Below are 14151 nucleotides of genomic sequence, written 5' to 3' on the forward strand. Positions count from 1 at the left end.
AACAGGCTGGCTGTGCCGGGTCAAATGTGGATGAATGTTACGGCGAGGTCGGTTTGACGAATCGGGCGTGGGGTCCTGCGTCCATCGCCGCTGCGGATGCCCGGCCTGGATTGCGCGCTTACCCGCGGTTTTTGCACAGCGGGCCGCCGGACCGGTAAAATGTTTGGTTGATCCACGGAAACTGGCCGTGGCGTAGCCGAAGGGATTACCCGAACATGAGTGATTTTCATCAACGTCTTGCCGCGCGCGCGCTTGCGCTTCTGATGGCGGGCGGGCTGGTCGCCGGCTGCAGCTCGCCGACGCCAGGCAAGATCGATTACCGTAGTGACGCCAAGGCGAAGCAGTCCTCGCTCGCTGTGCCGCCGAACATGCTCGACGAAGCGTCCGACCAGCGCTCGCTCGCGCCGCAGGGCGGCGAAACCTCGCTGTCCTCGCTCAAGCAGACCCAGGCGGCCGCGCCGCAGTCCGATCAGAGCCAGGTGGATCCGCGGGTGCCGGGCATGCATATCCAGCGTGACGGCACGGAAAGCTGGCTTGTCATCGAGAGCCGCACGCCCGACCAGGTCTGGGCGCAGGTGCGCCGCTTCTGGCAGGAACAGGGCTTCCTGCTCGTGGTCGACCAGCGCGACAAGGGCGTGATGGAAACGGACTGGAACGAAACCCATCCGAAGATCAGCGACGGCCTGATCCGCAACACGCTCTCGTGGGCCACGGGCAATTCATACGTGACCGCCGAGCGCAACAAGTACCGCACGCGCCTCGAAACGTCGCCCGCGGGCGGCACCTATGTGTTCATCAGCCAGAAGGGTCTGAGCGAACAGCTCACCGGCACCAATAACGACACCAGCAAGTGGGTGCCGAAGCCCAACGATCCCGCGCTCGAAGCCGAGTACCTCAAGCGTCTCATGATGACGCTCGCGAACGCGAAGCCGGGCGTGCCCGACGCGCAGGTTGCAGCCGAAGCCGACGCCAAGGCCAATAGCAAGGGCACCGACGCGAAGGCGAAAGGCTCGGACGCCGCAGCCGCCGCCGTGGCCGCGCAGAACGTGGCGGCCGTGGGCCAGCAATCGGGCAGCGGCTCGTCGAACTCCGGCGCGCAGGGCACGTCCGGCCAGTACAGCTCGACGGAACTCACGCTCGGCGAACCGTACGACCGCGCCTGGGTGCGCGTGGGCATCGCGCTCGATCGCGCCAACTTCACGGTGGACGACCGCGATCGCACGAAGGGCATCTACTACGTGCGCTACGTCGATCCGAAGGATCTGAGTTCGGACGAGCAGGGCTTCTGGAACCAGATCTTCCACGGCCGCAAGGAAAAGGTCGCGAAGCAGTACAAGCTCAACGTGCGCGCCGTGACCGACAATCAGACGCGCATTGCGATCGTGGACGACAACGGCCAGATCGACTCGTCGCGCCCGGCGCAGGAGATCATGGGCCTCGTGGTCGACGAACTGCATTAAGCCCGGCGCTCAGGGCGGCATCGGCTGGCCCTGAACGACGTAGCCAAAGAAAAACCCGCCTGCGCTTTCGCCGCGCAGGCGGGTTTTTTTCATTCAGGCGCGCTCAAGACTCAGTGCGGAATCATCCACGTCAGGACGTTCTGCTGCAGCCACACGAGAATGCCGAGCAGCACCGTCAACAGAATCGAGTGCTTGAAGGTCTTCGCGAACACGTGGCCTTCCTGGCCCTTGAGATCGGTCGTGGCGACGCCCGTCGCGATGTTTTGCGGCGAGATCATCTTGCCCATGACGCCGCCCGACGAGTTGGTGGCCGCCATCAGGATCGGATTGAGGTTGAGCTGCTTTGCGGCCACCACCTGCAGGTTGCCGAACAGCGCGTTGCCCGAGGTGTCGCTGCCCGAGAGGAACACGGCGACCCAGCCAAGGAAGGCCGAAACAAGCGGAAAGAACGCGCCGACCGACGCCACGCCCAGACCCAGCGTATAGGTGAGCCCCGAGTAGTTCATGAGGAACGCAAGCCCGACGATGGTCGCGACCGTGAGAATGGCGATGCGCGTCTGCACCCACGTATCGACGATTGCCTTGCCGAAGTCGGCGGGTTTCAGTCGCACGACGAACGCGGTGATGATCGCCGCGACGAGAATCGCCGTGCCGGTGGCGAGCGGCTGGAAGTCCCAGATCGCGCCATACGGGGTGTTGTAGAGCGTGATGTAGACGGCCTTGTCGAGGCCGGGCCACGGCACTTTCACGTCGCCGATCGTGAAGACCTTCGCGACGGTCCAGATGATCACCACGGCCGCGACGATGATCCACGGATACCAGCCCTGCGCGCCCGTCACGGTGCCGCGCGTTTCGGCCGCCCGATCGACCTTGATCGAGAAGCGCGGATCGGCCGCGGGCTTCCACACGCGCAGGAACAGGATCGTGAGGATCAGCGAAACGAGCGACGAGAGCACGTCGGTGAGGCTGTAGTTGATGTAGTTGGACGTGATGAACTGCGTGATGGCGAAGCTGCCGCCCGAGACGAGCAGCACCGGCCAGATGCGCAGCATGCCGCGCCCGCCCGCGTAGATCGCGATGACGTAGAACGGCAACAGCAACGCGAAGAACGGCAACTGGCGGCCGACCATCTGGCCAAGCAGGTCCGAGGGCAGGTGCGTGACTGCGCCGAGCACGGTGATCGGCACGCCCAGCGCGCCGAAGGCCACCGGCGCCGTGTTGAAGATGAGCGTGAAGGTCAGGGCTTCGAGCGTGGGGAAGCCGAGCATGATGAGCAGCGAACTCGTGATGGCGATAGGCGTGCCGAAGCCGGAAATGCCTTCGAACAGCGCGCCGAACGAGAAGCCCACGACGACGAGCACGATGCGCCGGTCGTTGGGCAGATTGTCGAGCAGCCACATGCGGAACGCCGCGAAGCGGCCCGAGCGCAACGCGATGTTGTAAAGCAGGATTGCCGTGACGACGATCCACATCACGGGCCACAACGCGAACACTGCGCCCGCGAGCACCGAACTGATCGCGAGATTGACCGGAAACTGCCAGCCGGCGATCGCGACAATCAGGCCGACCACGAGCCCCGCGAGCGAGGCTTGCCACGCGGGCCGCCGCGCCCAGCCGAGCAGGGCGAGCACGGTGAGAATGGGCAACACGGCGACGAGAAACGAAAATAGCAGCGAATTGCCGATGGGGGTCAACAACTGGTGGAACATCACGTCTCCTTTATGCTGGTTCGTTATCGGCGCAGCAGTGCGGCAGCGTGCGCCGGGGCGCGTCGTCGGCTGTGGAGTTCGGTGGCCGGCCAGGCGGCCGAGTTAAGGCGGCGCTTCAATCCCCGCTAGCCCACTTGGAGGATAGATAACGCGACGAGAGCGTCAAGGAGGGAAAGTACGGTCCGGCACCGTTTTGCGGGGGATTTCGCGTCGCGGTTGCGTGCCTGGGCGTCAGTGATGCCAATGTCCGCCGCCTCCGCCCCAGTAGCCGAAGCCGAACGAGACGGCGGGCGCGCCCCAGCCCCAGCCGTACGCGGGGTAGGGGTAATACGCGGGGTAGGTGGCGGGATAAGCTGGATAGGCCGGCCACGTGGGCACGGCGAGCGCGACGGGCGGAGAAGGATAGAGTGGCCCCGGATACTGCGCGTCGGGCACGGCGACAGGGGTTGGCGCGGTTTGCTGGGTGGCCGCCACGGGCACCGTGCCGTAATAGTAGGGGCCGTAGCCGTACGGGGAATAGTAGTAGCAGCCGGAAAGCGACAGGAGCATGCTCGCGGCAGCGATCATCGACACAGACGGACGTTTCATGGCGCGCTCCGCGGGTGGCGAACGGCCGCGCGGGTTATATCGTCTTCAGGCTTGGGCCGTTCGATCGTTCGACTTTACGCCGTACCTCGGCGTTTTGCGCACGTTATTGCTGGAGGCCCAAGGCTGTACCCAAGGCTCAAGCAAACGCGGCGCAGCCCCTGAGGGTCTGCGCCGCGCATCCTTCCCTGATGCACGCCTTGAGCGGCGTGTTGCCTGTCGTGTCGTGTTCTGCTTTTTTTACTTGCCAACCTGGTTGCCGATCACGCCGCCTACTGCCGCACCGCCCACGGTGGAAAGCGCATTGCCGCCAATCGCGGCGCCGGCCGCGCCGCCCACGCCTGCGCCAATGACCGTATCGCGATCGCGCGTCGACATGCCGTCGCAAGCCGAAAGACTGCCCAGCATGGCAACGAGCGTCGTTACCGTCAGCAGCGTGCCTGCACGTTTGAGCGTTTTCATTTCCGACTCCCCACGCATGTGCGTTTGAGTGTGCGGTACGACATACGCGGAACGCGCACATCGCCCCTCCAATACCTTTATCGTAGGCAGGCGACCCGTATCCAGGTGTGTGCGCTTGTCAGCGAGTTGTGCGAGTCGTTAGAAAATGTTTCGGCGGGCCGCGAGGGCCCGCCGGGCGGGGCAAGCGCTTACTGGCGCTGATAAATCTCCGCGCCTTGCTTGACGAACTCGACGGCCTTCACCTCCATGCCCTTCTTCAGGGCCTCGTCGTCGCTCATACCCTGCTTCGCGGCGAAGTCGCGCACGTCCTGCGTGATCTTCATCGAACAGAAGTGCGGGCCGCACATCGAGCAGAAGTGCGCGACCTTGGCCGAGTCCTTCGGCAGCGTTTCGTCGTGGAACTCGCGCGCCTTGTCCGGATCGAGACCGAGGTTGAACTGGTCTTCCCAGCGGAACTCGAAGCGCGCCTTGGAGAGCGCGTTGTCGCGCACCTGCGCGCCCGGATGGCCCTTCGCGAGATCGGCCGCGTGCGCCGCGAGCTTGTACGTGATGATGCCGTCCTTCACGTCGTCCTTGTTCGGCAGACCCAGGTGTTCCTTCGGCGTGACGTAGCAGAGCATGGCCGTGCCGAACCAGCCGATCATCGCGGCGCCGATGCCCGAGGTGATGTGGTCGTAGCCCGGCGCGATGTCGGTGGTGAGCGGCCCGAGCGTGTAAAAGGGCGCTTCCTTGCACCAGTCGAGCTGGAGATCCATGTTCTCCTTGATGAGCTGCATCGGCACGTGGCCCGGGCCTTCGATCATCACCTGCACGTCGTGCTTCCACGCGATCTGCGTGAGTTCGCCGAGCGTCTTCAGTTCGCCGAGCTGCGCTTCGTCGTTGGCGTCGTAGATCGAGCCGGGACGCAGGCCGTCGCCAAGCGAGAAGCTCACGTCGTACTCCTTCATGATTTCGCAGATCTCTTCGAAATGCTCATAAATGAAGGACTCCTTGTGATGCGCGAGACACCACTTGGCCATGATCGACCCGCCGCGCGAGACGATGCCCGTCATGCGGTTGGCGGTGAGCGGCACGTATTGCAGGCGCACGCCCGCGTGGATCGTGAAGTAGTCCACGCCTTGCTCGGCCTGTTCGATGAGCGTGTCGCGGAACATTTCCCACGTGAGATCCTCGGCCTTGCCGTTGACCTTCTCGAGCGCCTGGTAAATCGGCACCGTGCCGATCGGCACCGGCGAATTGCGGATGATCCACTCGCGCGTTTCGTGAATGTGCTTGCCGGTCGACAGATCCATGACCGTGTCGCCGCCCCAGCGGATCGCCCACGTCATCTTGTCGACTTCCTCGCCGATCGACGACGTGACCGCGGAATTGCCGATGTTCGCGTTGATCTTCACGAGGAAGTTGCGGCCGATGATCATCGGCTCGCTTTCCGGGTGGTTGATGTTCGCGGGGATGATGGCGCGGCCACGCGCGATTTCGTCGCGCACGAATTCGGGCGTGATTTCCTTTAGCGCGTTCTCGCCGAACGCCGCGGCGCCGAATGCCTGGCCCGGATGCTGGCGGCCCATCATCGCGGCGAGCTTCGCGCCGTTCGGGCCGCTTTGCTTGAGGCTTTCCAGATATTCGGCACGGCGCTGGTTCTCGCGAATCGCGATGTATTCCATCTCGGGCGTGACGATGCCCTGGCGCGCGTAGTGCATCTGCGTGACGTTCTTGCCTTTTTTCGCGCGACGCGGCGTGCGGTGCAGGCCCGGAAAACGCAGTTCGGCGGTGGCCGGATCGGCGGCGCGCTCGCGGCCGTATTCGGAGGAGAGGCCCGGCAGCGCTTCGGTGTCGCCGCGCTTTTCGATCCAGTTCTGGCGCAGCGCGGGCAGGCCCGCGCGAATGTCGATGCTGGCTTCCGGGTCGGTGTACGGCCCCGAGGTGTCGTAGACATAGACCGGCGGATTCTTCTCGCCGCCGAAGCCCGTAGGCGTATCCGCTTGCGTGATCTCGCGCATCGGCACGCGGATATCGGGCTGCGAACCGGTCACGTAGATCTTGCGGGAATTGGGCAGCGGCGCGATCGCGGCTTCGTCGACGTGCGCGTTGGCGGAAATGAACTTCGGATTCGCGTTCATGCGTCTCTCTCCATGGAAAGCCAAGTGGGAACAACGGCTTAGCAGGAGACGAGACGGAACGTGGACGGACTTCGCTGTGATGGGTGAGGCTTGAGCGATGTTGCGAAGTCCGGACGCTTCCCTGCGCTGGCATTATCCAGATCAGGTTCAAAGGGTATTTCTCACCCGCGAAATACGCTGCACGACTTTCGTTCGATGCGGCGCATGACGCAGGACCCCCGCGTAAGCAAGGCCAAACGATACACCGCGCTGCGACGATCTGGCAAGTGCCTTCGCCAGTGAGATGTGCCAGGCGCGAACTGGCGCAGCTTGCGGCGGCTTACAACGTGAAATCGTTCGAAGCTTCGGGCTGAAACAGGATGCGCTCGATTTTCAGCGTTTCGACCGCGCCTCCCGGCGTGGTGAAGCGCACGCTGTTGCCGCGCTTCGCGCCGAGGAGCGCGAGACCCGCGGGCGAGAACACGTTCAGCCGCCCGGCGTCGACGTTCGCTTCATGCGGATAGACCACGGTGTACGTGAGCGCTTCGCCGTTGCGCTCGTCCACGAGCGTCACCTGCGAGTTCATCGTGACGACATTCGTGGCCACGTCGCGCGGCTCCACGATCGCGGCGTGCTCGAGCAATTCGTCGAGCATGGCCAGGCGTTCGGGCGCGGCGCCCGGCTCTGCGGCGCACTTCTCCAGGCGGGCGACATCGAGTTCGGTGAGGTAGCGCATTTTCTTCGACATGGCGGGTCTCCTTGCGATCCAGAAAAAGTCGAGGTTAGGGCGAGGGCTGGCGGCCCAGATAGCGCGAAGGGGCGCGGGGCCGCAGCGGGGCGCAACGGATCGGCCCGGAGCCCGACCGAACGGCTCCGATAAGGTGGGGAGGCGGGTTCAGTGCGGGCGCCGGGCGGCGCAGAGCGGGGCCGACAGCGCAGCGGACAGTGACGGCAAGGCGCGCGGGCGGGTGGACACGGATCTCGGCGCCAGTCGCTCGCGGGCCGGCCGCAAGCGCGCCGGCGCGCTGCGAAGAGCGCGCGGCGGCAAGGCGGGAGCGGGAGGCGAAACGAGCGAAAACATGGCGGGCGGCGTGTCTCGAACAGGTAATTGAAAGTTAAACGTAATACTCGATCATGCTAGCACGATCTCACAAAGCCGGCGCGCGCGTGGACGCGCTGGCTTTGCAGTGAGCACAGTCTAGAGCAAACGCCATGACGCAGCGCGCATAAAGCCTACTGAAAGCCGCCGCAACGACCGGCGATACTGCATAATGCGGGTCGCCCGTCCCGGGTGTCCTTCGTACTCCGACTTTTTTGCGTTCTTGCGCACCTGCACCATGCTGTCGAGCTTTACCCGTCCCGCCGCCTTGCCGCCGGGGCGCCCGCGGTTCAGCCATTCACGCGCCGCGGCGAAATGACGATGCCTCCCCCTTTGCATTCTCGCGTGAATTCTCGATCGTTCCTCGCCGGAGCCCTGCGGGCCGCAGCGGCGCTGTGGCGTTTTGTGCGCGGCGTGCGGCTGCCGCAATCGCGCGCCGGGCGCGTCGCGCTTTCGCTTGGCGTTGTCTACTTTGTCTGGGGCTCGACGTATCTCGGCGTGAAAGTCGCGCTTGACTCGTTTCCGCCGCTGCTGCTTTCCGGCCTGCGTAATCTGCTCGCCGGCATCGGCCTGTTCGTGTTCGCCATGCGCCGGCGACCCGTCATGCCGACGCTCCTCGAAGTGCGCAACGCCGGCGTGGTGGGCACGCTGCTCGTCGGTCTGTCGAGCGGCATGCTCGCTTACGGCATGCGTACCGTAGGAACCGGCACGGCGGCCGTGATGGTCGCGACGGTGCCGCTCTTTGCTACCGTGATCTCGGCGGTTACCGGCCGGCGCGTGGCGAAGGCCGAATGGGCCGCCGTCGCGCTCGGGCTCGTCGGTATTGCGATTCTCAGCCATGGCGGCGGGGCTTCGGGCTCCGCGGGCGGCAGCCTCGCTATTCTGTGCGGCGCGCTCTTTTGGGCGATCGGCGCGCATCTGGCGGGCAAGCTCAGATTACCCACGGATCTCTTTATCGCGACCGCGCTGCAAATCGGCCTCGGCGGCGCCATGTCGACCGCGGTCGCGTTGGTCACCGGCGAACGCATGGGCGAGTTGCATTTTTTGCCGCTCGCGGCATTCCTCTACCTGATGCTCATCGGCACGATGGCGGCCTACGTCGCGTATGGCTATCTGATCCGCCATACCAGCCCGCTCGTCGCGAGCAGTTGCATGTATGTGAATCCTGTCGTTGCGGTCGCGCTCGGCGCGCTGCTGCTCGGTGAGCCGGTCACGGGCGGCACTGTCGTCGCGACCGTGCTGATTCTCGGCAGCGTGGGTTTGTCCTTTATCTTCGACGACCGCCGCCGTACGTCCTGAATCCTCGCGTCCCGTTAGACACATGCACGCGGCCGCTGCGCATCCGAAGATGCGCAGCGGCCGCGTTTTCTTCGTTCCCCGGCGATCAACTGATCAACTGTTACTTCGCCTTTTCCGCGGAGTTCGTGAGGGCGTGGCCGCCTGCGGAAACGTCTTCGCCGGCACCCGCCATCGTGTTGCAGGCGGAAAGTCCTGCCAGCGAAGCGGTAACGAGAAACAGGGCAATCAGGCGTTTCATGAGGAAGTCCTCCACGGTGTCTAGGAATCCCCTCTACAGCACGTGGCGTGCCCGGTCATTTATGCCGCTTGCGGGGGCTGCGAACAGGCGCCGGGTCCGCTGCTTGCGCAAGCACTGACGCAGGCGCGACGTAGCGCAGCACATTCGCCGAAAAGACGACCGCAGGAGGACTACGCCATGCTTCACTACGCCATCGTGTTTTTTATCATCGCGATTATCGCCGCGGTGTTCGGCTTCACCGGCATCGCTGCGGGCGCGGCCGAGATCGCCAAGATCCTGTTCTACATCTTCCTCGTGGTCTTCGTGGTCACGCTGCTGCTTGGCGTGATGCGCGGATGACGCTCGCGACGCAAAACCGACGCCGCTCAACCCCACTCATGCATGCCCTATTCGAAGGAGAGTCAGATGTCGAAGACATACGCTACGTTTGAGTTCGACCTCAAGCGCGTGCGCGATGAAGCGCGCCGCAATCTCGATCAGGGATCGGTCACCCCCGATTACCCTGCGAATCGCGAAACGGTCATCAAGCTGCTCAACGATTCGCTTGCCACGGAACTCGTGTGCGTGCTGCGCTACAAGCGGCACCATTACATGGCGAAGGGCATCGAATCCGAGTCCGTGGCTGCCGAGTTCCTCCAGCACGCGAACGAGGAGCAGCAGCACGCCGACATGCTCGCGGCGCGCATCGTGCAACTGGGCGGCGAGCCCGATTTTTCGCCGGCGACGCTGGTCCAGCGCTCGCACTCGGAATACAAGGAAGGGGCCGACCTGAAGGACATGATCCGGGAGAACCTGATCGCCGAGCGCATTGCAATCGAAAGCTATCGCGCGATCATCAATTATCTCGGCCACGACGACACGACCACGCGGCGCATCTTCGAGCAGATCCTCGCGACGGAGGAGGAGCACGCCGACGATATGACCGACCTGCTCGCGCGCGGCTAGCGCTGCCAGCCGCTCAGGCCGGGCTGGTCAGGCCAACTTGAGCCGTCAGGAAGAAGCCTCTGCGCCCGCGCCCACGCGCGGGCGCGTTGCGTGGTGAATCCAGCCTGCGAGCGCCGTGAACGCGAGGCCGGCCCCGCACACTCCCATCCAGCCGAACGCGTGCCAGGCAGTCACGCCCACGGCGGAGCCGGTGGCGCCGCCAATGAAATAGCAGACCATGAACACGGTATTCACGCGGCTGCGCGCCTCGGGGCGCAGCGCATAGATACGCGACTGATTCGAGATTTGCGCCGCCTGCACGCCGACGTCGAGCACGATCACGCCGATCACGAGGCCGATCAGGCTCTTTCCCGAGAACGCGAAGATCACGAACGCGAGCGCCATCAGCACGATCGACATGGTGATGACCGCGCGCGGCCCGCGCTTGTCCGCGGAGCGGCCTGCCATCGGCGCGGCGAGCGCGCCCGCGGCGCCGACGATGCCGAACAGGCCGGCCGCCTGCGGCCCGAGATGGAAGGGCTCACCCGCGAGCAGCAGCGTGAGCACGGGCCAGAAGAGGCTGAACGCGGCGAACAGACATGCGCCCGTCGCCGACGCCTCGCGCAGGCCGGGCAGTTCCAGCACGAGATGCCACATGGAGCCGAGCAGCTTGCCGTAGCCGAGCGACGAGGTGGGCTGGCTCTTTGGCAGCTTCTTCACGATCACGACCGCAAGCACGAGCAGTGCGACGATCGACGCCCCGAACACCGCGCGCCAGCCGAAGTACTGTCCGACGAAACCGGCCGCCGTGCGCGCGAGCAGGATGCCGAGCAGGAGCCCGCTCATCACGGTGCCGACCGCGTGGCCGCGCGCCTCGGGCGGCGCGAGTTCGGCGGAGAACGGCACGGCCTGCTGCGCGATGGTGGCGAGGATGCCGATCGCGAGGCTCGCGCCGACCAGCACGGCGAGCGACGGCGCGGTCGCCGCGACGAGCAGGGCGACGCACAGGCCGGCCGTTTGCAGCAGGATGATGCGGCGGCGGTCGTAGCGGTCGCCGAGCGGCGCGAGCAGCAGCATGCCGGCCGCGTAGCCGAGCTGGGTACCCGCCGGCACGGCGCCGATCCACGCGGCGCCCGCCGGAAAGCTCTGGCGGAAGTCGTCGAGCAGCGGCTGGTTGAAATAGATGTTCGCGACCGTGACGCCCGCGATGGTCGCGAGCAGGAGCAGCAGGCCGCGCAGCGACTGGCTTTCGCCAGCGGTTGCGGAATCGGGTGTGGACATGTGCGAATGCGGGCGGCGCCCGGTGATACGGAAGGCAGGCTTCGAGCGTGCCGATCATACCGGAGCGCGCGCAAACGCGCTGGCGGCGCGGGAGAGCGCCGCCGGTCGCGCATTCAGCCGCGCATTCAGCCGCGCATTCAGCCGCGCCTTTAGCCGATTAGCTCGCCCGAGGGCTCGTGAAACGGATATGGGCCGTCGAATGTCTCGACATAACCGTGGTGCGTCACGATCCCGCCGTGTGGCTCGTAACGATGCAGCGCAAAGGCGGCCGGTTCGAGCGTGAAGGTGGAAGGCGCATCGGGCGCGAGGTCGAGCGTGACCTGATGCGCGGGCGCGGGCACGGCCGAGGCGATCGTGCCGCCGAAGCGCACGAACATGGGCCGGTGCACGTGACCGCACAGCACGCGCTCGACATTCGGGTGCTGCGCCACGAGCGCTTCGAGCGCGCGCGCGGCGCCGCGCTCGAGCCCGATCGCATCCATATGGCCGATGCCGCAGTCGAACGGCGGGTGATGCAGCGCGACGACCACGGGGTTGCCGCGCGCCGCGTCGAGTTGCTGCGCGAGCCACGCGAGGCGCGCTTCGCAGAGCGTGCCCGCGCTTTGCCCCGGCTGCATGGAGTCGAGCGCGATCACGCGCAGCGCACCGAGGTCTGCGGCGTACTGGATGAACTCGCCGCCCTCGCGCAGTTCGGGCCGCTCGGCAAACACTTCGCGCAGCGGCTCGCGCGCGTCGTGGTTGCCGATCAGGAGCCAGTACGGAATCTCGAGCGTCGCGAGCAGCGTCTTGAGGTGCCGGTATTCCTCGACGGACCCCTGATCGACGAGATCGCCCGTCATGAGCACGGCGTCGGGGCGCGGCGTGAGCGCTTTCAGCCGCGCGATGGTGCGTGCGAGGCTCGCGGCCGTATCGACGCGGCGATAGGCGAGCGCGCCCGGCGGCTTGATGTGCAGATCGCTGATCTGGGCGAGCAGCATGGTTGTCCTCGTTTTGTAAGAATTACGCGAGCGCGATGAGCGCTTCAGGGGCGATCGAGATGCCGACTGGCGTGCCGCGCGCCAGCTCGATGCGGCCCGCCACGTCGACGAGCAGGGCATCGGGCGCGGCGCCGCCGATCGTGAGACGCGTGCGCTCGCCGAGAAACGTCGCCAGTTCGATCACGCCGCGCAATTGTGCGCCGGCGGGGTCGGCGAGCGTGGCGTCTTCGGGGCGAAAGTAGAGTTCGGCGGCACCGCCCGTGTGGGGCGCGCTCGCGGGCACTGCGCCCCCGCTGGTGCGCAGCATGCCGCCGTGCCATTCTCCGGCGATGCGGTTGAGCGTGCCGACGAATTGCGCGACCGCGCGGCTCGCCGGCTGGAAGTAGACCTCACGCGGCGTGCCGATCTGCTCGATGCGGCCCGCGCTCATCACGACGATGCGGTCGCCCAGTTCCATCGCCTCGGCCTGATCGTGCGTGACGTAGACCGTCGTCACGCCCAGTTCGCGCAAGAGCGTGTTCATCTCGCCGCGCAGCGTGTCGCGCAGACGCGCATCGAGCGCCGTGAGCGGCTCGTCCAGCAGCAACACACGCGGGCGCGGCGCGAGCGCGCGTGCGAGCGCCACGCGCTGGCGCTGGCCGCCCGAAAGCTGGTTGACGGGCCTGGCCGCGTGCGCTTCGAGACGCATCATCGCGAGCAGTTCGTCCACGCGCGTGCGCGCGTCGGAGGCGGGAACGCGCTGGATCTTCAGGCCATAACCGATGTTGCCGCGCACGTCGAGATTCGGAAAAAGCGCGTAGTTCTGGAACACCATGCCGACCCGGCGCCGCTCGATGGGCAGCGCGGTCACATTCTCGTCGCCGAAGACCACGTGACCGCCCGCATCGGGCGTTTCCAGACCCGCGATCATGCGCAGCGTGGTGGTCTTGCCGCAGCCGGAAGGGCCGAGCAGCACGAGCGTTTCGCCCGCTCCGATAGCGAGGTCGAGCGGTTCGAGCACGCGCGTACCGCGAAACGTCTTCGCGCAGCGCGTGAGGGTAATCGGGACCGGTTCGAGTTTCATTCGGAATCCTTGCTGTTCGTTTGCCGGCCGGCGAGTCCTGACAGGCGCCGCTTGCCGGACGGTTTTTCTGAGGCGCCCGGTCCATCCACGCCGAGCCACTGCATCGCGACGAGCAGCGGCATCGTCATGAGGAAAAACAGGATCGTGTAGGCGCTTCCCACTTCGATGCGCAGCGACGCGTAGGTGTCCGCGAGGCCCACTGGCAGCGTTTTGGTATCGGGCGTGTGCAGCATCCACGTGAGGTTGAATTCGCCGATCGAGAGCGTGAGCACCGCGAGCGCGCCCGCCACGATGCCGGGCCGCGCGTTGGGTAGCACGATGGTCGTGAAGCGCTGCCAGAAGCTCGCGCCGAGGCTCGCGGCGCCTTCTTCGAGCGTGCGCAGGTCCGCCTGTGCGCAAACGGCCGCCACGGGCCGCACCATGAACGGCAGCGTGAATACCACGTGGCCGACCACGATGAACGCCGCGCTCATGCGAAACGTGCTGAAGCCGCCGTACACCACGAGCAGCGCGAGCGCCGAAGCGAGGCCGGGCAGGGCGACGGGCAGCACGAGAAACTCTTCGATCACACGCGAGGCACGCGTGCGGCTGCGCGCGAGCGCATAGCCCGCGGGCACGCCGGTCACGAGCGTGACGACGAGCGTGGCGGCCGCGACTTCGAGCGAGAGGAAGACGCTCGCGTGATACTGCGTCCAGACCTGATCGAGCCAGCGCAGCGTGAGGCCGCTCGCCACGCCGCGAAAGTAGTTGACGGTAAGCCCGGCGAGGATGGACATCACCACGGGCACGACGAGAAACGCACAGGTGGCGAGTGTGACGAGCCATTGCGCGCACGCAATCCACGTGCGCGTTGAGGGCAGCGCGAAGCGCCGCCGCGCGGCGGGCGGCCGCTCGGGCGCATCGTGCATCTCCTGCGCAGCCGTTGCGGCGTTGATTGCCGAATTCATTCTGGAGT

General features: G+C 65.9%; 14 protein-coding genes and 1 riboswitch. Of the genes, 4 read left to right on the plus strand and 10 right to left on the minus strand.

Annotation, left to right across the window (positions count from 1 at the left end):
* The first annotated feature begins 215 nt into the window (after nucleotides 1-215).
* Nucleotides 216-1460, plus strand: a complete 1245-nt coding sequence (gene bamC, locus U5768_RS07065) for an outer membrane protein assembly factor BamC (protein WP_322029682.1) — start codon at nucleotides 216-218, stop codon at nucleotides 1458-1460.
* A 110-nt stretch (nucleotides 1461-1570) separates the two neighbouring features.
* On the opposite strand, the gene U5768_RS07070 is transcribed toward bamC, so the two are convergent.
* The 5 genes from U5768_RS07070 to U5768_RS07090 all read right to left on the minus strand — a co-directional run bounded on the left by U5768_RS07070 (nucleotide 1571) and on the right by U5768_RS07090 (nucleotide 7063).
* Entirely contained in the window at nucleotides 1571-3169 is a 1599-nt protein-coding gene (locus U5768_RS07070) for an L-lactate permease (protein WP_322029683.1), read from the minus strand.
* Nucleotides 3170-3400: 231 nt separating this feature from the next.
* Nucleotides 3401-3757 (minus strand): hypothetical protein, encoded by a 357-nt coding sequence (locus U5768_RS07075; protein WP_322029684.1) that lies wholly within the window; start codon nucleotides 3755-3757, stop codon nucleotides 3401-3403.
* A 237-nt stretch (nucleotides 3758-3994) separates the two neighbouring features.
* Nucleotides 3995-4216, minus strand: coding sequence for a glycine zipper 2TM domain-containing protein (locus U5768_RS07080; RefSeq protein WP_322029685.1), 222 nt, complete (start codon nucleotides 4214-4216; stop codon nucleotides 3995-3997).
* Between the two features lie 188 nt (nucleotides 4217-4404).
* Nucleotides 4405-6336, minus strand: coding sequence for a phosphomethylpyrimidine synthase ThiC (thiC, locus tag U5768_RS07085; protein WP_322029686.1), 1932 nt, complete (start codon nucleotides 6334-6336; stop codon nucleotides 4405-4407).
* A gap of 100 nt (nucleotides 6337-6436) precedes the next feature.
* Nucleotides 6437-6566: riboswitch (TPP riboswitch) on the minus strand.
* An 89-nt stretch (nucleotides 6567-6655) separates the two neighbouring features.
* The gene (locus U5768_RS07090; RefSeq protein ID WP_322029687.1) at nucleotides 6656-7063 is read right to left on the minus strand and encodes a GreA/GreB family elongation factor; all 408 of its coding nucleotides are present in this window, start codon (nucleotides 7061-7063) and stop codon (nucleotides 6656-6658) included.
* Between the two features lie 744 nt (nucleotides 7064-7807).
* Between U5768_RS07090 and U5768_RS07095 the strand changes: the two genes are divergently transcribed.
* The gene (locus U5768_RS07095) at nucleotides 7808-8713 is read left to right on the plus strand and encodes an EamA family transporter (RefSeq protein ID WP_415913871.1); all 906 of its coding nucleotides are present in this window, start codon (nucleotides 7808-7810) and stop codon (nucleotides 8711-8713) included.
* A gap of 100 nt (nucleotides 8714-8813) precedes the next feature.
* Here the strand turns inward: U5768_RS07095 and U5768_RS07100 are convergent, their stop codons facing one another.
* Entirely contained in the window at nucleotides 8814-8951 is a 138-nt protein-coding gene (locus U5768_RS07100) for an entericidin A/B family lipoprotein (RefSeq protein WP_322029688.1), read from the minus strand.
* Nucleotides 8952-9128: 177 nt separating this feature from the next.
* On the opposite strand from U5768_RS07100, the gene U5768_RS07105 reads away from it, so the two are divergent.
* Both U5768_RS07105 and U5768_RS07110 read left to right on the plus strand, forming a co-directional pair.
* Nucleotides 9129-9290 (plus strand): DUF1328 family protein, encoded by a 162-nt coding sequence (locus tag U5768_RS07105; RefSeq protein WP_322029689.1) that lies wholly within the window; start codon nucleotides 9129-9131, stop codon nucleotides 9288-9290.
* Between the two features lie 66 nt (nucleotides 9291-9356).
* The gene (locus U5768_RS07110; RefSeq protein WP_322029690.1) at nucleotides 9357-9896 is read left to right on the plus strand and encodes a ferritin-like domain-containing protein; all 540 of its coding nucleotides are present in this window, start codon (nucleotides 9357-9359) and stop codon (nucleotides 9894-9896) included.
* A 45-nt stretch (nucleotides 9897-9941) separates the two neighbouring features.
* On the opposite strand, the gene U5768_RS07115 is transcribed toward U5768_RS07110, so the two are convergent.
* The 4 genes from U5768_RS07115 to U5768_RS07130 all read right to left on the minus strand — a co-directional run bounded on the left by U5768_RS07115 (nucleotide 9942) and on the right by U5768_RS07130 (nucleotide 14104).
* Nucleotides 9942-11156, minus strand: coding sequence for an MFS transporter (locus U5768_RS07115; RefSeq protein WP_322029691.1), 1215 nt, complete (start codon nucleotides 11154-11156; stop codon nucleotides 9942-9944).
* 149 nt (nucleotides 11157-11305) lie between these two features.
* A complete protein-coding gene (locus tag U5768_RS07120) occupies nucleotides 11306-12133 on the minus strand; it encodes a phosphodiesterase (protein WP_322029692.1) in 828 nt (275 codons plus the stop codon).
* 22 nt (nucleotides 12134-12155) lie between these two features.
* Nucleotides 12156-13196, minus strand: a complete 1041-nt coding sequence (locus U5768_RS07125; protein WP_322029693.1) for an ABC transporter ATP-binding protein — start codon at nucleotides 13194-13196, stop codon at nucleotides 12156-12158.
* Nucleotides 13193-14104, minus strand: a complete 912-nt coding sequence (locus U5768_RS07130) for an ABC transporter permease (RefSeq protein WP_322030052.1) — start codon at nucleotides 14102-14104, stop codon at nucleotides 13193-13195. Before U5768_RS07130 ends, U5768_RS07125 begins: the two co-directional genes overlap by 4 nt.
* Nucleotides 14105-14151 lie beyond the last annotated feature (47 nt).

Origin of the sequence: Paraburkholderia sp. J76 (genome assembly GCF_905220295.1) — a bacterium.
Classification (GTDB): Bacteria; Pseudomonadota; Gammaproteobacteria; order Burkholderiales; family Burkholderiaceae; genus Paraburkholderia.